We start from the raw sequence: 18,378 nt of genomic DNA, 5'->3' as shown, positions 1-18,378 counted from the left end.
GTTGTATCTTTCCCTACACGAAACCCGCCGGGGATGCCGTCCGGTCGAGCGCCGCCACCGCGTCAGACGTCGTAGACGCTCGCCTTCGACTCGCGGTACTGGTCCGGGATCTGCCCGATACCCCAGCCCTCCGTCGTCGTCTCCGCGTAGTAGTACTTGCGCTCGTCGTAGATGTACGCGAACCCGTCGAAGTCCTTCCGCATGAGCAGCCCGACCGCCATGTGGCCCGGCGGCTCCAGGAGGACCGCGTCGTAGTTGAACGGCTCGGACTCGATGATCGACGCGAAGAGGATGCTCGTGTCCTCGCAGTCGCCCTTGAGCGACGTCAGGGTCTCCATGATGAACTTCGTGTAGTCGTCGTATCCCGTCGACACCGAATCGTCGACGTACGGAAGCCGCTGCACGAAACTCAACGCGAACTGGATGCGCTCGTACTCCCTCGTGAAGCCGTTGTTCTCCGCGGCCTCGTAGAGGAACGCCGCGATCTCGTTCGCCGCGCCTTCGAGGAGTTCGAACGAGACGTACTCCGCCCGAGCCCGCCCGCGAGAGCGGAGTGACGCCGCCGCGAACGCGCTGTCGAACGCCAGGTAACTCACCGCCCACGACCGACCGTTCGTCCGTCCACGCAGCGTCTGCACGTAGCCGCCCTCCACCGGTTCGCGCTCGAACGCGCTTCCCGAAGCGGCTCCGAGCGGCTCGTGACGCTCCGTCCGCTCGACGTGCCCGTCGGTCACCACGAACGGGTCCGTCTCCATGAACGCGAACAGGTCGTCCCGACCGATGTCCGTCGGATTCACCCTCTCCGGGACGACCGCGACGGTGTACTGCAAGGTGACGCCCTCCGGCGCCGCCGACAGATCCATCGGGACCGTCACCTGCTGCGCCGAGGACTCCGGGCGGAACGATTCGCTCGCGGCAGTGTCCACCAATCCACCGCGTGGGTACACAGAGGCGGCGGCGACGACCTTCACGGGCGTGTCCGTCGACGGTTCCGTGGGGAACACCGTCGTCGTCACCTCCTCGAGCGCGTACCGGTGGACGTGCGTCCGATGCCGCCAGAAGTCGTCGGTCACGTACAGGCCCTGTTTCCCGAAGTCGCGGTCGGGACCGGTCACGGTCGCCTCGGCCGTCGTCGTCGACGCCGTCGACTCGCTCCCGGTCGTGGTCGCCGCTGGTGCTCGCTCGGTCGACTCGGTTCCCGGTGTCGGTGCGACCCGTGCGCCCTCGTCGTCCGGGCCGCCGGCGGCCGTCGAAACCGGGAGGAGCGAGACGTTCGGGACGACCGCATCGCGTTGGGCGTTCTCGTCGTCTGTGACGAAGTCCTCGCGAGCGAGCGGCGGCCTGGTGTTCTCGCCCCGGAACGACGGCGTCTCGACGGTGCTGAGGCACCCGCTCGTCGCGGCCACGCTCGCGGAGAGCGCCCCCAGAAGACGCCGTCGCCTCATGTTGAACTCCGATAGTTCCGCGACGTATATAAATGGTGCTGTTATCCGTTCGCACACCACGCCTCGAACGAGCGGTAGACGGCGCTTACTCCGGAACGCGCGGAACTCGCGGACCGCGGTCGCCCCGATACTTATCAGGCTATCTCTTGGGATTGCTCGACGAGACGTTCGAGGTCGTCGAACCGGTCGGTCTCCTCGACGATGTCGTCGAGGTCCAAGCCGGCGTCCTCGGCACGTTCGACCAGCTCGCGGAGTTCGTGGGGTGTGACGTCGTGTTCCTCCATGACGTCGCGGACCGCTTCGCGGTAGAGCCCGGACGCGTTGATGTGGGAGTTCCACTTGAGGAAGAGCAGGTCCATCTTCTCGACCGTGACGGTCGTCGACTTCATGGTCGCTCACCGACGGCCTGGGATTGCTGCATCACACACATAACAACTCACTATTCAGTAATGTGTGTAGATAAAATTAACTCCTCTCGGCGGGGTTCGGTCGCGCTGTGCAGTCACGTGCTGGCTCTACTGTTACATCGAGGCGCTCCCGGTCGAGGCCTACACGCGCTCCAGCAATCCCGAGAACAGCGCCTCCTCGTCGTCGGCGACCGCGAGCAACTCGTCGCTCGCGTCCTCGTACGCGGCCCGGGTGTCGTCGGGGTCGTCCGCGAGCCCGGCGCGTTTCAGGGCGTCGCCGAACGCGTGCCAGCGGTCCTCGATGCCGCGTATCGCTTCGACGTCCGCGTCCGCGACGCCGTCGACGACGTCGTTCGCGGTCTCGAGGAACGGCCGGAACAGCCCGCGGAACGCCGCCCCACCCGTCCCGCGTTTCTCGACGTTCTGGTACGCGAACCGCGTACACCACGACGCGTCCTCGAGCGCCGGCCATTCCGGGAGTTCCCGCGCCATCGCGCGCATCCCGTCGAGCCCGTTCGTGCCGTCGCCCGCGTCCGCGATGCCGTCGTACGCCTCGCCCGGCGATAGCAGGCCCTCGGCGGTCGCGCGGATGCCGGCGCGGGTCGCCGCCGCCTTCGTCGCATCCGGGTCGCCGCGCGCGACCATCCGCCGTCGGTCGAGCGGCCCGAAGAACCCGACGTCGCTGCTCCACGCCGCGTCGAAGTCCTCGCGCGAGACGCGCTGGAGGTCGGCGAACTCGCTGTCCGCGATGGCGACCCCGTCCTCGTCCGCGTCCACGACGACGACGACGTGCGGACTGAAGTGGACGTCCGAGTCGAAGTACGGCAGATAGAAGATGTCGACGAACGCGACGACGGGACGCCCACCGTCGACGTACGCTCTGAGGTCCGCGAACGCGGTCTCGGCGTCGTCGCCCCGCCCCTCGTCCACGTCCACGCCGAGGTGGTCGAAGAACGCGGACTCGAGCCACGGCGTCCGACCGACGAACTCCCGGCTCGGGGACCGGTCGCGCTCGTAGTAACTGAACCCCAGCCCGCCACCGATACCGAAGCACACGGGCTCCGGGAGGTCCCACGCGCCGTACGTTGCGACGTCGTGGAGCGACGTCGACCCGCAGTGCGCGCCCTTCGCGTGCGAGAACGCATCGAGCATACCGAATCTCACTCACGCCGGGGTCATCACGCTAGCGGTTCGACACCGGTGCCGACCGCCGATGGTCGGCTCGGCGTGCAGCGGATTCGTCGATGGCCGGCTCGGCGGGCAGGGGCTCGTCGGTGCCGATGCGACGCCGCCGGCGGCTGGGCGGCCGTCGATACGGTTCGAAAGCCCTATCAATTGTTAGGCCAGCCTAAAAATATGGTCGCAGACGGCGACGGAACGACGACGCCGACACGCAGAGACATCGTGAAGTACGGCAGCATCGCCACGCTCGGTGGACTGCTCGCCGGGTGCACGACCCAGTCCGACACTGACACGACCGGGACCGCACCCACCGAGACGACCGCCGCCGGCGACGGATCGACGACGACTGCCACCGAGTCGTACACGGTCGAGATGGCGCCCGCGGGCGCCGTCGAGTTCGACCGGCCGCCCGAGCGCGTCACGCACTACTTCCCGGACTACGGCGACATGGCCGTCGCGCTCGGGAAGTCCGACTCCATCCTCTCGATGGGGCTCCCGTCGCGCTTCCACACGAGCCACTACGAGGAACTCGACGGCGTCGGCGTCGACATGGACTCGATCACGAAGCTCAACGGCGACAGCGGCATCGACAAGGAGATATTCTACGAGCTCGACGCCGACGTCCACCTCATCGACCCGCAGTGGCTCGTCAACAACAGCTTCTTCGGCCTGGGGGAAGGCGACGTCGAGGAACTCACCGACGAGGTCGCGCCGTTCGTCGGGAACACGGTCTTCCGGCGGACCGACGGCTGGCACGACTACCGGTACTACGACCTCTACGGCGCGTTCGAGAAGGTCGCGCAGGTCCATCAGGAGGAGGAGAAGTTCCGGCAGCTCAAGTCGCTCCACGACGAGTTCGTCGCGGACCTCCAGGCGAAGCTCCCCGGCGCGGACGACCGACCGAACGCCCTGCTGACGTTCGCAGGGAGCGACGAGCCGGAGGCGTTCTATCCCTACCGCGTCAGCGACCAGGGGACGAACAAGAAGCACTTCCACGACCTCGGGCTCACGGACGCGCTCGCCGGCTCCGGCATCGAGGGACTGTCCACGACCGACCGCGGTCAGATCGACTACGAGACGATGCTCGAGGTCGACCCCGACTCCATCCTCGTCCGCGGTCACGAGGGCAAGAGCCGCGAGGAGTTCGTCGACACCGTGCTCTCGTTCATGCAGGACCACGAGACGGCCTCGGCGCTGACGGCGGTCCAGAACGAGACGGTGTTCCGCGGCGGCCCCATCTACTCCGGCCCCCTCCACCACCTCTTCCTGACCGAGCGGTACGCGAAGCTGTACTTCCCCGACGTCTACTCGGGCGAGCTGTTCGACCGCGAGCGCGTCGCCGACATCGTCACGGGGGCGAACTGAGTCATGGCGACCACCGTCTCGAAGGACGTGGTCGTCGTCGGCGGTGGCGTCGCCGGGCTCTCGGCGGCGACGTTCACCGCGCGACACGGGCTGGACACGCTCGTCGTGGACGCGGGCGAGTCCATCCTCCGGCGGAACGCGCACCTGGAGAACTTCCCCGGGTTCCCGGCGGGCGTGAACGCCCGCCAGTTGCTCGACCTGTTCGCCGAGCAGGCGGACGAGGCTGGCGCCGAGCGGGTGACTGCGAGGGTCGAGCGCGTCGAGGCGACCGAGGACGGGTTCGCGGTCGAGACCGACGGCGGCGAGCCCGGCGAGGACGAGCGCTATCGGTCCGCGTACGTGGTCGCGGCGACGAAGAACGAGATCGGGTACCTCGACGGCGTCGACGGCGTCGGTATCATCGACCGCGGGAAGGCGTTCGTCGACGTCGACGAACGCGGTCGCACGGGCGTCGACGGACTCTACGCCGCCGGGCGTCTCGCGGAGAAACCACACCAGGCCGTCGTCTGTGCCGGCCACGGCGCCGAGGTCGGCGTGACGATACTCGAGGACGACGACCGTCCGTTCTACCACGACTGGGTCGCGCCAGAGGGGTACTTCACCGGCCGCGGTCGCGACCTCCCGCCGGGCTGCGAGGAGATCGGCGAGCGCGAACGCGCGGACCGCGAGGAGCGGTCGCTCGACGTGATGCGCGAACGCTTCTCGGGACCGCACCCTGACGACCAGGTCACGCACCCGAGCCTGGAGGAGTAGCGACGGGAGCCCGACGCTTCGCCTTCAGCGGAACCGAACGCGGGCGGTCCGTCAGCCCTCGAGCGCGAGGGAGACGGTGCTCGCCGCGACGACCTCGGAGGTCTCGCCGCCGTACTCGCGGGCGGTGACGACGAGCGCGGTCGGACTGACGCCCGAGGGGAGCGCCCACTCGCCGGCGAGCGTCGCCGATTCGCCCGCTGCGATGGGGCCGACGGACGCGTCACCGGCGAGCGTCTCGCCGTCCGAGAGCTTGACCTCGGAGATTGAGACGCCGTACGGCACGTCACCGGTGTTCTCGACGCTCACCGACAGCTCGAACGTCCCGCCCGTGACCGCGAGCGCGTTCACGGTCTCCGGCCGACTCGTCTCCGCGAGCAGGTCATCGCCGACCGAGAGCCCTCGCTCCTCACCGACCTGCCCCTGCAGCAGCCCGAGGAACGTCCCGGCTTCGAGCGCGACCGGTATCCCGACCGCGAGCGCTATCAGGTACTTCAGGTACTTCCGGCGACTCCCCGTCATCTGCCCCGCCTGGACGGGCTGCCCGCCGTCGGTCCAGGGGTCTCGTGACTCGGAGCCGGTGTCGTCGGTCGACCGCTCGGGCGCGTCCTCGCTCACGGCAGCACCTCCCAGAGCGGTTCGAGCGCGGTCGGCTGCGGCGGCTGTCCCGGATAGAACAGGCCGTCCTGTATCATCGTGTACAGCGGCGGCCCGTACGCGAGCGCGACGAGGACGACCGCGATGACGAGCCACATCCGGAGGTTGTTGATGGCACGCGGCGCCTCGTCAGGCCCGGAGAGCGCGGGCGGGAGGTCGCCGTCGACCGCGATCGGGCTCCGGTCGACGAGCCACGTGCCGACGACGACTATCAGGAACATCGCGAGCGACGTCGTCAGCAGGACGCCGCCGAGCGCGATCTGCCAGCGGATCTCGCCGATGGTCCCGAACAGCGCCTCGAACTCGAAGTTCTGGTACTGCGGTTCCGCGGTGCGACGCGGGATGCCCGCGAGGCCGCCGCGGTGCATCGCGTTCGACATGAGCGTCATCCCGACGAACCACAGGTACGGTTGGATGGTCGCGAGCGTCCGATGCTGGAGGCGCTTCCCCGTGAGCTGGGGCCACAGCCAGTACGTGACGCCCATGAACGTGAGCGCGACCGCGGTGCCGACGGTCAGGTGGAAGTGCCCCGGCACCCAGAGCGTGTTGTGGATGAGGTAGTTCACGTTCATGCCGGCGTTCACCATCCCGCTGAACCCGCCGGCGGCGAACATCAGGCCGGCGAGCATGCACGCGGCGAACGCGGGCTCGCCCCACGGGAGGTCACGGAGCCACGACAGGTAGCCCTTGCCGCCGTTCTTCCGCGCGCCGTACTCGACGCTCGCGACGACCGTGAACGCGGTCAGCAGACTCGGCAGCAGCAGGAACATCGTGTTCGACATCGCGAGGAACTTGAATCCCTCCGGGATTCCGGGGTCCATATACTGGTGGTGGAACCCGACGGGCGTCGAGAGCACGAGGAAGAGCACGAACACGATGCGTGCGAGCGGGTCACTGAACAGCCGGCCGCCCGCGAGCTTCGGGAGGATGGTGTACCAGATGAGGTACGCCGGCATCAGCCAGAAGTACACCACCGGGTGTCCGAAGTACCAGAACAGCGTCCGCATCAGGAGCGGGTCGACGGTCTGGATGAGACCGAGGCTCCACGGGATGAGGAAGAAGACGACCTCGACGGCGACGCCGAGCGTCGACAGGTACCACATCAGCATCGTCATGAGGACCATGAACGTCCGGAGTGGCGGCGACTCGCCGGGGTTCTCGCTCCGCCAGTTCCAGTACGTCCGGAACCAGTCGATGCCCGCCATCCACGTTCCGATGATGAACAGGGCCAGCCCGATGTAGAATATCGGGTGCGCTTCGAGCGGCGGGTAGAACGTGAACAGGACGTCGGCCTGGAACGGGATCTCGCCGACGAACCCGGCGAGGATGGCGACGCCAGCCATCGTCGATCCGATGCTCATGATAGCGACCCACGTCTTCGTGAACGTCACGCTCTCCAGTGGCCGTTCGAGGCTGTCGACGATGGACCACGTGAAGATACCGCAGAGGAAGAATATGGTGAACACGAGCGCGAGCAGGACGCCGTGCCCGGTCAGGACCGTGTAGTAGTCCTGCGAGCGGATGAACCGGAATACGCCGGTCCGGTGGAGCGCCTGGATGAGGCCGAACAGGCCGCCGACGCCGAGGGCGGCGAACGACACCGCGAACAGCTTCCGGACGACGTTCGCGGCGTCGGGGTACTCGTCGCGGAACGCGCCGAGTTCCCCTTCGATCCGTTCGGTACTCATGCCGCCACCTCCACGAGCGCGTTCGAGGGACTCGGGGCTGCGAGCGCGGACGCGTTCGTCGTGGTCTGGTTCCCGCTGCTCGCGTTCGTCTCACCGGGACCCCCGTACTCGGATTCGGGGACGACGACGATGCGGCCCTCCATCGCGTGGTGCGCGGCACCACAGTACTCGTTGCAGACGATGCCGTACGTCGACGCGTCGCCGAACTGGACCGTCATCTTGCTCACCTGACCGGGTATCGCCATCGTGTTCAGGTTCGTGCCGACGACCTCGAACCCGTGGACGACGTCCTTACTCGTCACGTAGAACGTCACGTTCGAGTTCGCTGGAACGCGGATGACGCCGTTCGCTGGCGACCCCGGGTCGAACGAGAACTGCTTGGCGACGACGTGCACCTCGTACTCGTCCTCGCCGACCTTCTCCACGCCGGGGTCGGCGAACGCCGTGTCGTCGAGGTTCTGCGGGTCGACCGTCCCGCCTTCCGCGTCGATCATCTCGATGCCCGGGCCGACGGCCCCGTACACGATACTGGAGATGAGCCCGAGGATGAACACGAGCGCGAGCGCGAGCCAGACCTTCTCGAAGCGGTGAATGTGCACGTCTCTGTCACCCCACGATCGTCAGTCCGCGACCGAGGAACTCGATGAAGTACGTGAAGATCCACATCAGGACGACGATGGTCATGTAGATCGCGATGAGGGTCACGGTCCCGACGGGATCGAAGTGCTCGGCGTCGTCCTCGCCGGCTGTCTCCGCACTCATCTATCTCCCACCTCCGCGTAAATCAGATGCGCATGCGCCATTACGAGACGATTGTTTGACCCGTACAATATAACGTTATTCCTGGGTTCTCACGCTCTGGGAACCGGGTTGGGTTTTTGGTACTTCCGATAGGTAGGTTCCGTATGGACATTCGGCCTGGGTACATGGCGACGCTGATCGCGCTGGTGGCCGCGGTTCCGGCGGCGGCCTACCTCATCACCGGGGAGTGGCTCGCTCTCGGAACGTTCGCGTGCGTGGCCGTCATCGGCGTGTTCTTCTGGTACCTCTTCGACGGCGGTGAACCGGATTCGCGCGCGGCGAATCACTGAGCGGTGATGGCGTCGTTGCCGTCGCTGGAGCTCGTCGGGTTCTTCGCGTTCGGCGTCCTGGGGAGCGTGCACTGCCTCGGGATGTGCGGGCCGGTCGTGACGCTGTACGCTGACCGCGTCGGCGACAGCGAGGACGTGTCGTGGTTCGCGGTCCGCCAGCAGTTCCTGTTCAACGCGGGGCGGACGGTGGCGTACGCCGTCGTCGGCGCGGCTCTCGGACTCCTCGGTGGGTTCGTGGTCGCGGGTGGCGTCGCGGTCGTCGGGGAGGCGGCTCGGGGCGTCGTCGGTGTGCTCGCGGGCGTCGCCGTCGTCGGCGTCGGCGCGTGGTACGTGCTCGGCCGGCAGGTCCGCGGGCACGTGCCGTCCACGGGCATCTTCCAGCGGATCGTCGGTGCGAGCGCGGAGCGTCTCGACGAGTGGGTGCGGGGGCCGAAGGTAGCGGTCTTGGGGGCGGCTCACGCCGCGCTCCCGTGCCCGATATTGTATCCGGCGTTCGCGTACGCGTTCGCGACGGGGTCGCCGACGCGCGGGGGGCTGGCGCTCGCCGCGCTCGGCCTCGGGACGTTCCCGCTCGTGTTCGCGTACGGAGCGGCGCTCGGCTCCATCGGTGCGACCCGTCGTCAGCGCCTGCATCGGGTCCTGGGCGTCCTCATGGTCGCGCTCGGGGCGATGCCGCTGCTCTCCGGGCTGGCGGCGCTCGGGGTGGACGTCCCGATGCATCCGCTGCATCCGTGGGTGATGCCGTGAGCGAGACGACGCCGAGCGGACGCGACGCTGTCGAGGACGCCGCGGCTGGTCGTGGGGCGGCGGACGCGAACGCGTGCACGCTCTGCGGGCTCGACGTTCCCGACCCGCCGGTCTCCGGCTCGGACGGGACGTACTGCTGTGCGGGCTGCAAGCAGGTGCACGAGACGGTCGGTGACGTGGACGTCGACGGTCCCGTCGACTCCGGGGACGTCGCGAGCGCGCTCGGACCGCCCGGGAGTGCCGACGGCGACGCGACCGGAACGGCGGACGCGGTGGAGGAGGGTGATGCGGACGCGGAGGCGTACCTGCGCGTCGACGGCATGCACTGCACGACGTGCGAGACGTTCGTCGAGGGCGTCGCCGAGCGCGAACCCGGGGTCGCCGCGGCCGACGCGTCCTACGGGTCGCGGCTCGTCCGCGTCGCGTACGACTCCGGCGCGCTCGCGGCGGACGCGCTCCCCGACCGCCTCACCGGGTACGGGTATCGCGCCCGGTCGATGGACGACGCCGAGGACGGCGAGCGCTCGAGCGGCCGCCTCATCGTCGGCGGGTTCTTCGGGATGATGACGATGCTCTGGTACGTGCTCTTCCTCTACCCCGACTACCTCGGGTGGGACGTCTCCTTCCTCGACGTCTCCGGGTCCGCGGGCGCGTACCTGCTCGCGAACGTCTGGGTGATGGCGACCATCGTCCTCGCGTACACCGGCTACCCCATCCTCCGCGGTGCGTACGTCAGTCTCGCCGCGGGGAAACCGAACATGGACCTCCTCGTGAGTCTCGCCGCCGTGAACGCGTACGTGTACTCGACGGCGGCGCTCCTCGTCGGCCGCACCGAGGTGTACTTCGACGTCACGGTCGCCATCGTGCTCGTCGTCTCCATCGGGACGTACCTCGAACGTCGGGCGACGGACCGGGCCGCCGACCGCGTCGGCGAACTCGCCGAGGAACGCGTCACCGAGGCGACCGTCCGCGCCGACGACGGGTCGACCGAGACGGTGCCCGTGGACGCCGTGACGGGCGAGGACGCGGTCGTCGTCGGCCAGAGCGACCGCGTTCCCCTGGACGGCACGGTCGTCGAGGGCGAGGCGGCGGTCGACGAGTCCCTGCTCACGGGCGAGTCCAACCCGGTCGCGAAGTCGCCGGGCGACCGCGTCGTCGGCGGGTCGACGGTCGTCGACGGCGGCGTCGTCGTCGAACCGGACCCGGACACCGCGAGCACGCTCGACCGGCTCGTCGAGACGACGTGGAACCTCGCCGCGTCGCGCTCCGGCGCGCAGCGGCTCGCTGACAAGCTCGCGGCGGTGTTCGTGCCGCTGGTCGTCACCGCCGCCGTGCTCGCGACCGCGTACTGGCTCGTCGCCACCGGCGACGTCGCGAACGCGCTCCTCACGGGGCTGGCGGTCCTCGTCGTCTCGTGTCCGTGCGCGCTCGGGCTCGCGACGCCGCTCGCGGTCGCGAGCGCGGTCTCGCGCGGCCTCGACCGCGGCGTCGTCGTCCGGGACGCGAGCGTCTTCGAGCGCGCACCCGAGGTCGATACCGTCGTCTTCGACAAGACCGGGACGCTCACGACCGGCGAGATGACCGTCGACCGCGTCGTCGCGGGCGAGGACGCGACCGACGCGGGCGTGCTCGCGTCGGCCGCGGCGCTGGAGACGTACGCCGACCACCCCGTAGCCGAAGCTATCGTCGACCGGGCGGGGAGCACCAGCGAGGTGGGGGCAGTCCCCTCGGCGTCCGGCATCGACCGCCGTCCGGGCCGTGGCGTGACCGGTCGCGTCGACGGGGAGCGCGTGCTCGTCGGAAACCGCGAACTGCTCGCCGAGCACGACGTCGCCGTCCCGTCCGCGCTGCGTGACGCGGCCGCGACCGCCCGCGACGACGGCGCCCTCCCCGTGTTCGTCGCTCGCGACGAGGCGGTCCGCGGCGTCGTCGTCGTCCACGACGACCCGCGTCCCGGCTGGGAGCGCGCCTGCGAGCGGCTCTCCGCGGACGGCCGCGACGTCGTCGTCCTCACCGGCGACGACCGCGCCGCGGCCTCCCGGTTCGAGCGCCACGACGCCGTCAGCGAGGTGTACGCGGACGTCCGCCCCGAGTCGAAGACCGAGATCGTCCGGACGCTCGCGACCGACGCCGCGGTGGCGATGGTCGGCGACGGGTCGAACGACGCGGGCGCGCTCGCCACCGCCGACGTCGGGGTCGCGATGGGGTCCGGGACCGCGCTCGCGGCCGACGCCGCGGACGCCGTGGTCGTCGACGACGACCTGGACTCGGTCGGGACCGTGTTCGACCTCGCCACGACCGCTCACGGCCGCGTCCGCGGGAACCTCGCGTGGGCGTTCGGGTACAACGCGGTCGCCATCCCCGTCGCCATCGCCGGGCTCCTGAACCCACTGATCGCCGCGGTCGCGATGACCGCGAGCAGCCTCCTCGTCGTCGCGAACACGCGCCGCGACTGGGGGCTCGACGACGCCGCCGACGCCCCTGCGGACGCGCCCGATTCGGACGCGGCGACGGCCGACCCTGCGGAGGTGGGCGCGGCATGACCGAGGAGTCCGCGGACCGCATCGACCGGGCTATCGACCGCGGCGCGGACGCGCTCGCCGCGTCCACGCCGTGGCTCGCGCTCGCCGTCGTCCTCCTCCTCGGCGTCACGGCGTACGCCGTCCTCGCGGACGTCAGCCTCACGAGACCACGGTACGCGTTCTACCCCGTCGTCTGGGTCGTCGTCGGCGCCGCCGCCGTCTCCCGTGCCCCGCGAGCGGTCGGAAGCGCGCGCCGCCGCGCCCTCGCAGGCACCGTGGCGACCGCGTACCTCGGCGTCCTCCTCTGGTTCACCGGGAGCGTCTACGTGATGCCCGAGTGGATGTACTCGCTGTCCGTCTTCACCGACGGGCTCCCCGGCTGGGCGCCCATCGTGACGTTCATGGTCGGGCCGGTCGGCGGGAGCGTCGTCCCGTTCGTCCTCGTCGGATACGTCGTCCTCGCGTACCTCACCTACGTCTCGCTGACGCGTGCGACCCGCGGCCTCGCCGCCGCCGTCCTCGGCCCCGTCACGTGCGTCGGCTGCGTCGCGGCAGGGGTATCCGGCCTCCTCGCGCTCGCCGGCGGGACCGGCGCGACCGTCGCCGTCGCCGGCGCGAGCGGCGGCGCGGGCGGCCTCGCGACCGTCGCCTACGACGCCGCCACCGCCGTCTACCTCGTCGCAGTCACCGCACTCGCCACCATCGACTGACCGCGGCATTCGCCATCGTCGACTGACGGAACTGCTTCGTCACCGCGTTCGGCGTCGCGCTCTCGCCAGTCGCCATCGCGTGAGAACTCGGCGCGAGCGGGACTGCCGGCGCTCGGTCGGGTAGAAAGTTGCTGGAGGATGTCGGTTCGTTCCGCGACGTTCGGTGTGGGACCGTCAGCGGGTGTGCGAGCGGGGCTGGAAGCGGTCGATCGCCCAGAACAGCCCGGCGACCAGGAGCATGAAGACAGCGGGCGCCCAGAGCTGCGGGTCGACCGCGAACCCGTCGAGGGTCGACGAGAGGCTGTACGCGGCTGCGGCAATGAGGACGAGCACCAGGAACCCGAGGAACGCGGCGATCCCCATGAAGGGCACGTCAGGGAGCGGGCTCTCTTCGCGTTCGGTCGACTGCGACTGCTGGGTCTGGGGCGTCCGAGTTCCGGAGGCAGAGTCCTGGTACATCCTGTTTCACCTACTCCCACCTACGCCGTCGGTATATAAACGACCGGGCGGTCATTCCTACGCGATGAAAACGACAGCTGGCGCGCTGCCGGCATGCCAACACCCAACACGCTCGGGGTCGAGTGGCGAGGCATGAGCGACGACGAGAGCGACGACTTCCGGGCGTCCACGCCGTACGGTCGCCACCGGCAGACGGAGGTGTTCACGACCGGGATGCTGACCGGCGAGACGCCGTCGGTCCCGGTCGCGTACGAGGACCTGAAGGCCGAGGCGATGGACGCGATGAGCGAGGAGGCGTACGCGTACGTCGCGGGCGGTGCGGGCGGCGAGTCGACGAAACGCGTGAACCGCGACGCGTTCGACGACCACCGGCTCGTCCCGCGCGTCCTCCGGGACACGAGCGAGCGCGACCTCCGCGTGGACGTCCTCGACGACACGTGGCCGGTGCCGTTCGCGCTCGCACCAATCGGGGTCCAGGGCGTAATGTGCGACGACGGCGACCTCGCGAGCGCTCGCGCCGCCGCCGCCGAGGACGTCCCCTACGTCACCTCGACGCAGTCGAGCTACCCGCTGGAGGACGTCGCGGCCGAACTCGACGCGGCGGACGACGACGGCGCGCCGAACTGGTTCCAGCTCTACTGGTCGACGGACCGCGACGTCACGGCGTCGCTCGTCGACCGCGCCGAGGACGCCGGCTACGACGCCATCTGCCTGACGCTCGACACGCCGCACCTCGGCTGGCGCGAACGCGACCTCCAGGGCGGCTACCTCCCGTTCCTCGACGGGAAGGGTATCGCGAACTACACGAGCGACCCGGCGTTCCGCGACCGGCTCGACGCGCCCCCCGAGGAGAACGTGCGCGAGGCCGCCCGCGAGTTCGTCGACGTCTTCGCCGACCCGACGCTCTCGTTCGCCGACCTCGACTGGCTGTTCGACCGCACCGACCTCCCGGTCGTCTGCAAGGGCGTCCTCCACCCCGGGGACGCCAGGCGATGCGTCGCCGCGGGCGCCGCCGGCGTCGTCGTCTCGAACCACGGCGGCCGGCAGGTCGACCGCGCGGTCGCAGCGCTCGACCGACTGCCCGCGGTCGCGGACGCCGTCCGCGACGAGGACGCGGACGCGGCGGTGCTGTTCGACTCCGGCGTCCGCCGCGGGGCGGACGTCCTCGTCGCGCTCGCGCTCGGCGCCGACGCCGTCCTCCTCGGCCGACCGTACTGCTACGGCCTCGCGCTCGACGGCGAAGACGGCGTCCGCGCCGTCGTCTCGAACGTCCGCGCGGACCTCGACCTCTCGCTCGCGCTCACCGGCTACGACGCGGTCCGGGACGTCGACGACGCCGCGCTCGCTCCCACCGACTGAATCCGAGCATCGGCCCGCCAGCAACGGGGCGCGAGAACTCCGGACGCGGTGGGGTGGGTCGTCGTGGTTCCCGGAGCTGGGACGACGTCGGCGCCCGGCGTCGGACGAGGGCGTTCGCGGCGGACCGTCGCTCGAACCGTTCGGTCCTCGGACCAGAACCCTCTTTTCACGGCAGTGCCTAGGCGAAGTTATGAAGCGACGGACGTTCGCAACGGCGGCGGCAGGGTCGCTCGCCGGCCTCGCCGGCTGCCTCGGCTCGCTGACGGGTGGAGACGACGCGCTGACGGCGGAGACCGACGGCTACCCCGACGAGGTCGAGTCCAAACCCGAGGACCGCGAGGTAGACACCAGCGACCTCGCGACCGTCACCGAAGGTGGCGTCGACGTCCCGCTCCTCCCCGTGGACGACGCGCACGTGTGGTGGGCGTACAAGCGCGCTCGGTTCGCCGACGCGCGCGGCCCCGACCAGTACGAGAACAGTCACATCGAGGGCGCGGTGTTCAGCTCCGCCGCCGAGCGCTTCCGGGACGGCGACGACCCGACGAAGCAGTGGGGGAAGGGGGACCGCATCGTCTGTTACTGCGGGTGCCCGCATCACCTCTCCTCGGTCCGTGCGAGCCAGCTCATCAACGCCGGGTTCGAGAACGTCTACGTCATCGACGAGGGGTTCTTCGAGTGGACCGACCGCGGGTACCCCGTCACCGGACAGGGCGGTGGCATCAGCGAGTTCGTCGTCCGTGGCGCGGTCCACGCGAAGCACGCCGGCGGGAACGCGTGGGTGTCGCCCGTCGAGTCCGACCAGCTCGAATCGACGAACGTCGCCGACGACGGGTCGTTCGCGCTCCACTGCAAGTTCGTCGACGTCACGCCGGACACGCGACTCCGCGTCGACACGCCCGCGTGGTCGACCACGGGGTCGGTCCGCGAGCTGACGTCGGGCGTCGTCCGCGGCGACTGAGCGTCCCTCGCCACTCGCTCCCCGCCACTCGTACCTCGTACCTCCTCCCTGCCTCTCGTACCTCGCTCCCCGCTCCTCGCCAGCGAATCCCGCAAGACACCGCGGCACCCCGAGTTTGTTTTTCCCGATTCTGTCGGGAACCGAACCCTGACTACATAGCACTACCAGAGGTAATTACCAAAGATTTTAACCCGTGACGTCTGGCGTGATGGTATGCGACGACGTACCTTCCTGGCGTCGCTATCGGGCACTGCAACCACACTCGGGCTGACAGGGGCACTCGGCGGGCAGCGGGCACGCGCCGCGTCGGGCACCGTCGACTTCCTGGAGTTCGACTCCTCGGCGAGCCTCCTCGACGCGAACCGCGGCCGCCTCACGGACGACTCACGTATCGCCGTGAAAGCGGAGACGTCGGCGTTCAACGTCGACGACGACTCCAACGGCGACGCTGTCGACTACGGGTCGGCCGACATCCCGCTCGTCGCCGTCGACGAACGCTCCGGCGGCGGCGCCGTCGTCGGCTTCGGCGCGGAACTCGTCGCCGACGACGCGAACTTCGAGAGCGGGAACGAGGAGTTCCTCCTGAACGTCTGGGACGCGTACCTCGGCGGGACCGGAACCGTCCTCTACGACGAGGGCCACGACCAGTTCAGCACGCTCACGGACTTCTCGAACATGGCGAGCTACGCCGAGACCCAGGAGAGCTACGCGGTCTCGGCCACCGCCACGCTCTCCTCGGACCTCTCGACCGCGGACGCGGTCTGGCTCACGAGTCCGGCCGCGGCGTTCACCGCGAGCGAGCAGGCCGCGCTCAAGGACTTCGTGGACAACGGCGGTGTCGTCTTCGTCCACGACGTCGCGGACTACTCGAACTACGACGAGACGGCGAACCTGAACGACCTCGCGAACGGCCTCGACCTCGCGTTCCGGTTCAACGACGACCAGGTGCTCGACACCGAGTCGAACACGAACGGGACGTCCTACCGCGTGCGGACGACGCGGTTCGACGCGACGTTCGACTTCTTCGCGGACCGCACCGGGATGGAGATCGACCCGAACGCGAACCACGTCGTCGACGTGAAGGACGTCACGGACGGCGACACGGTCGACGTCGAGTTCGACAGCGGGCGCCGCGAGAACATCCGCATCCTCGGGATGGACACGCCCGAGAAGGAGCAGTACCAGCAGTACGAGCGCACCCAGGAGTGGGAGGGACTGGAGTCGCTCACGTACCTCGCGGACTGGGGGCAGAACGCGACGGACTGGGCGACGGGCGAACTCTCCGGGGAGACCGTCGAGATAGCGTTCGACGACGCCGAACCCGGCATCTTCGACCAGTTCGACCGGTTGCTCGCGTACATCTACTACGACGGCACGGGTGACGGTACCCGGAGCGAGTTCTACAACCTCCGGACGGTCCAGAACGGGTACGCTCGCGTGTACTCGTCGTCGTTCAGCAAGCACGACACGTTCCTGAGCGCCGAATCGCAGGCCCGGGCCGACGGCGTGAACGTCTGGGGGGCGAGCGATCCGAACGCCTCCGCGCCCATCCGGAACCGGGACGCCGACGACCTGTTCTTCCCGACGGCGGCGAGCGTCCGCACGACCAGCGGCGCCATCGACGCGAGTCGCGTCCCCGTGCTCGCGGAGAGCGACGCGACCCAGACCGGGAGTCCGTCGGTCTCCTACGGCGACGTCCCGCTCGCGGGCCTCGACGAGCCGAACAACGTCGCGCTCGTCGGCGCGCCGCTGATCGACGAGTCCTACGAGCAGGCGGAGGACTTCGCGGTCGACACGAGCACGTACGAGAACTTCGTGTTCACCGCGAACCTCGCGAACTACCTCGGGTCCGCGTCGGGGAAGGTCCTCGTCGACGGCGGGCACGGTCAGTTCTCCGCGAGCTACGCGCTCGGCGCGGAGGAGACCGCGTACTTCCAGCGGTTCCTCGAGGGCGTCGACACGGACTACGACCAGGTCAACGACGTCACGAGCGCGAACCTCGCGGACGCGAAGGCGGTCGTCGTGAGCGCGCCGCCGCAGTCGTTCACGTCGAGCGAGCTGGACGCGCTCTCGTCGTTCGCGGCCGACGGTGGTGCCGTCGTCCTCCTCGGCGGGAGCGAGGCGACCGCGACCGCGCGCTCGAACCTCCACGACGTCGCGAGCGCGCTCGGCAGCGACCTCCGGCTGAGCGACGACCGGGTCGAGGACGGGACGAACAACGTCAACGCGGACGCGACCATCCCGACGACGACGCGGTTCGACACCTCGTTCCCGCTGTTCTCCGCGCTGGAGACGAGCGGCGGGAGCACTGGCACGGGCGACGTCGACCTCGTGCAAGTGCACGCCGACGCCGCGGGCACGGAGAGCGAGAACCTCAACGACGAGTACGTCGTGTTCGAGAACGTCGGTGACGCCGCGGTCGACCTGACGAACTACGAGGTGAGCGACGCCGCCGGGAACGCGTACACCTTCACTGAGTTCTCGCTCGACGCCGGTGCGCGGGTCACGCTCCACACGGGGAGCGGCACCGACACGAGCACGGACCTCTACTGGGGCGAGAGCGGCGGCGTCTGGAACAACACCGGCGACACGGTGACGCTCGTCGACGACGCCGGGTCGACCGTCCTCTCGGTGACGTACGACGGCGACGGGTTCGACGACACCGGGAGCGACGACGGCGGGACGTCCCCGAGCGGGATGACCATCGCGAACGTCAGCGAGGACGGTGCGACGCTGAACGACGAGTACGTCGTCGTCGAGAACGGCCGCGACAGCGCAGTCGACGCGAGCGGCTGGACGCTCTCGGACGCGGCCGGCTACACCTACCAGTTCCCGAGCGGGTTTACGCTCGACGCCGGCGCACAGGTCAAGGTCCACACCGGGAAGGGAACCGACACGAGCACGGACCTCTACTGGGGGTACTCCTCCCCGGTCTGGAACAACTCGGGCGACACCGCCACCCTGACCGACGACGCCGGGAACACCGTCGACACGTACTCGTACTGACCCGCGGCGCCGGCGCCGTTCGTCGACCAGGC

The 18,378-nt window shown here is 69.4% G+C and carries 17 protein-coding genes; 9 read left to right on the top strand and 8 right to left on the bottom strand.

What is annotated here, in order from left to right:
• Nucleotides 1-62 precede the first annotated feature (62 nt).
• The 3 genes from SM754_RS09925 to SM754_RS09915 form a co-directional block, all read right to left on the bottom strand.
• The gene (locus SM754_RS09925; RefSeq protein WP_323676069.1) at nt 63-1,445 is read right to left on the bottom strand and encodes a hypothetical protein; all 1,383 of its coding nucleotides are present in this window, start codon (nt 1,443-1,445) and stop codon (nt 63-65) included.
• Between the two features lie 134 nt (nt 1,446-1,579).
• Nucleotides 1,580-1,834, bottom strand: a complete 255-nt coding sequence (locus SM754_RS09920) for a hypothetical protein (protein ID WP_323676068.1) — start codon at nt 1,832-1,834, stop codon at nt 1,580-1,582.
• A 159-nt stretch (nt 1,835-1,993) separates the two neighbouring features.
• Nucleotides 1,994-3,004: a BtrH N-terminal domain-containing protein gene (locus tag SM754_RS09915; protein ID WP_323676067.1), complete on the bottom strand. Its 1,011-nt coding sequence runs from the start codon at nt 3,002-3,004 to the stop codon at nt 1,994-1,996.
• Between the two features lie 204 nt (nt 3,005-3,208).
• Here SM754_RS09915 and SM754_RS09910 point away from each other — a divergent pair, with 204 nt between their 5' ends.
• Nucleotides 3,209-4,399, top strand: a complete 1,191-nt coding sequence (locus tag SM754_RS09910; protein WP_323676066.1) for an ABC transporter substrate-binding protein — start codon at nt 3,209-3,211, stop codon at nt 4,397-4,399.
• A 3-nt stretch (nt 4,400-4,402) separates the two neighbouring features.
• The gene (locus SM754_RS09905; protein WP_323676065.1) at nt 4,403-5,152 is read left to right on the top strand and encodes an FAD-dependent oxidoreductase; all 750 of its coding nucleotides are present in this window, start codon (nt 4,403-4,405) and stop codon (nt 5,150-5,152) included.
• A gap of 51 nt (nt 5,153-5,203) precedes the next feature.
• Here SM754_RS09905 and SM754_RS09900 read toward each other — a convergent pair whose 3' ends face one another.
• From SM754_RS09900 to SM754_RS09885, 4 genes are read right to left on the bottom strand one after another with little or no spacing between them, the layout of a single operon-like run.
• Nucleotides 5,204-5,767, bottom strand: a complete 564-nt coding sequence (locus SM754_RS09900; RefSeq protein WP_323676064.1) for a hypothetical protein — start codon at nt 5,765-5,767, stop codon at nt 5,204-5,206.
• On the bottom strand, nt 5,764-7,494 hold the full coding sequence (locus SM754_RS09895; protein ID WP_323676063.1) for a b(o/a)3-type cytochrome-c oxidase subunit 1: 1,731 nt from the start codon (nt 7,492-7,494) through the stop codon (nt 5,764-5,766). Before SM754_RS09895 ends, SM754_RS09900 begins: the two co-directional genes overlap by 4 nt.
• Nucleotides 7,491-8,093 (bottom strand): cytochrome c oxidase subunit II, encoded by a 603-nt coding sequence (locus SM754_RS09890; protein WP_323676062.1) that lies wholly within the window; start codon nt 8,091-8,093, stop codon nt 7,491-7,493. The genes SM754_RS09895 and SM754_RS09890 overlap by 4 nt, the downstream gene beginning before the upstream one ends.
• A 7-nt stretch (nt 8,094-8,100) precedes the next feature.
• Complete coding sequence (locus tag SM754_RS09885) at nt 8,101-8,256, bottom strand: cytochrome oxidase (RefSeq protein WP_323676061.1); 156 nt, start codon at nt 8,254-8,256, stop codon at nt 8,101-8,103.
• Nucleotides 8,257-8,399: 143 nt separating this feature from the next.
• Between SM754_RS09885 and SM754_RS09880 the strand changes: the two genes are divergently transcribed.
• The 4 genes from SM754_RS09880 to SM754_RS09865 are packed head-to-tail and all read left to right on the top strand — an operon-like array spanning nt 8,400 to nt 12,564.
• Nucleotides 8,400-8,585 carry a hypothetical protein gene (locus SM754_RS09880; protein ID WP_323676060.1) on the top strand — a complete coding sequence of 62 codons (186 nt, stop codon included), beginning with the start codon at nt 8,400-8,402 and terminating at the stop codon, nt 8,583-8,585.
• A gap of 6 nt (nt 8,586-8,591) precedes the next feature.
• Complete coding sequence (locus SM754_RS09875) at nt 8,592-9,332, top strand: sulfite exporter TauE/SafE family protein (protein WP_323676059.1); 741 nt, start codon at nt 8,592-8,594, stop codon at nt 9,330-9,332.
• Nucleotides 9,329-11,875 (top strand): heavy metal translocating P-type ATPase, encoded by a 2,547-nt coding sequence (locus tag SM754_RS09870; protein WP_323676058.1) that lies wholly within the window; start codon nt 9,329-9,331, stop codon nt 11,873-11,875. Before SM754_RS09875 ends, SM754_RS09870 begins: the two co-directional genes overlap by 4 nt.
• A complete protein-coding gene (locus SM754_RS09865; protein ID WP_323676057.1) occupies nt 11,872-12,564 on the top strand; it encodes a DUF7546 family protein in 693 nt (230 codons plus the stop codon). Before SM754_RS09870 ends, SM754_RS09865 begins: the two co-directional genes overlap by 4 nt.
• A gap of 174 nt (nt 12,565-12,738) precedes the next feature.
• Here the strand turns inward: SM754_RS09865 and SM754_RS09860 are convergent, their stop codons facing one another.
• The gene (locus SM754_RS09860; RefSeq protein ID WP_323676056.1) at nt 12,739-13,023 is read right to left on the bottom strand and encodes a hypothetical protein; all 285 of its coding nucleotides are present in this window, start codon (nt 13,021-13,023) and stop codon (nt 12,739-12,741) included.
• A 132-nt stretch (nt 13,024-13,155) separates the two neighbouring features.
• Here SM754_RS09860 and SM754_RS09855 point away from each other — a divergent pair, with 132 nt between their 5' ends.
• From SM754_RS09855 to SM754_RS09845, 3 genes are all read left to right on the top strand, one after another.
• Nucleotides 13,156-14,382 (top strand): alpha-hydroxy-acid oxidizing protein, encoded by a 1,227-nt coding sequence (locus SM754_RS09855; RefSeq protein ID WP_323676055.1) that lies wholly within the window; start codon nt 13,156-13,158, stop codon nt 14,380-14,382.
• A 190-nt stretch (nt 14,383-14,572) separates the two neighbouring features.
• Entirely contained in the window at nt 14,573-15,340 is a 768-nt protein-coding gene (locus tag SM754_RS09850) for a rhodanese-like domain-containing protein (RefSeq protein WP_323676054.1), read from the top strand.
• Between the two features lie 213 nt (nt 15,341-15,553).
• Nucleotides 15,554-18,346 (top strand): lamin tail domain-containing protein, encoded by a 2,793-nt coding sequence (locus SM754_RS09845; protein WP_323676053.1) that lies wholly within the window; start codon nt 15,554-15,556, stop codon nt 18,344-18,346.
• The last annotated feature ends 32 nt before the right edge of the window (nt 18,347-18,378 follow it).

It is taken from the genome of Halorubellus amylolyticus, from assembly GCF_034808145.1.
GTDB lineage: Archaea > Halobacteriota > Halobacteria > Halobacteriales > Natrialbaceae > Halorubellus.
Note: the sequence above shows the minus strand (reverse complement) of the source record. Positions and strands in the feature narration are given on the sequence as shown.

Bases quoted from the DNA above. Each gene is read 5' to 3' on its own strand.
- SM754_RS09845 (WP_323676053.1), top strand. From the start codon at position 15,554: ATGCGACGACGTACCTTCCTGGCGTCGCTATCGGGCACTGCAACCACA.
- SM754_RS09850 (WP_323676054.1), top strand. From the start codon at position 14,573: ATGAAGCGACGGACGTTCGCAACGGCGGCGGCAGGGTCGCTCGCCGGC.
- SM754_RS09880 (WP_323676060.1), top strand. From the start codon at position 8,400: ATGGACATTCGGCCTGGGTACATGGCGACGCTGATCGCGCTGGTGGCC.
- SM754_RS09905 (WP_323676065.1), top strand. From the start codon at position 4,403: ATGGCGACCACCGTCTCGAAGGACGTGGTCGTCGTCGGCGGTGGCGTC.
- SM754_RS09915 (WP_323676067.1), bottom strand. From the start codon at position 3,004: ATGCTCGATGCGTTCTCGCACGCGAAGGGCGCGCACTGCGGGTCGACG.
- SM754_RS09920 (WP_323676068.1), bottom strand. From the start codon at position 1,834: ATGAAGTCGACGACCGTCACGGTCGAGAAGATGGACCTGCTCTTCCTC.
- SM754_RS09925 (WP_323676069.1), bottom strand. From the start codon at position 1,445: ATGAGGCGACGGCGTCTTCTGGGGGCGCTCTCCGCGAGCGTGGCCGCG.
- SM754_RS09910 (WP_323676066.1), top strand. From the start codon at position 3,209: ATGGTCGCAGACGGCGACGGAACGACGACGCCGACACGCAGAGACATC.
- SM754_RS09860 (WP_323676056.1), bottom strand. From the start codon at position 13,023: ATGTACCAGGACTCTGCCTCCGGAACTCGGACGCCCCAGACCCAGCAG.
- SM754_RS09875 (WP_323676059.1), top strand. From the start codon at position 8,592: ATGGCGTCGTTGCCGTCGCTGGAGCTCGTCGGGTTCTTCGCGTTCGGC.
- SM754_RS09895 (WP_323676063.1), bottom strand. From the start codon at position 7,494: ATGAGTACCGAACGGATCGAAGGGGAACTCGGCGCGTTCCGCGACGAG.
- SM754_RS09855 (WP_323676055.1), top strand. From the start codon at position 13,156: ATGAGCGACGACGAGAGCGACGACTTCCGGGCGTCCACGCCGTACGGT.
- SM754_RS09865 (WP_323676057.1), top strand. From the start codon at position 11,872: ATGACCGAGGAGTCCGCGGACCGCATCGACCGGGCTATCGACCGCGGC.
- SM754_RS09885 (WP_323676061.1), bottom strand. From the start codon at position 8,256: ATGAGTGCGGAGACAGCCGGCGAGGACGACGCCGAGCACTTCGATCCC.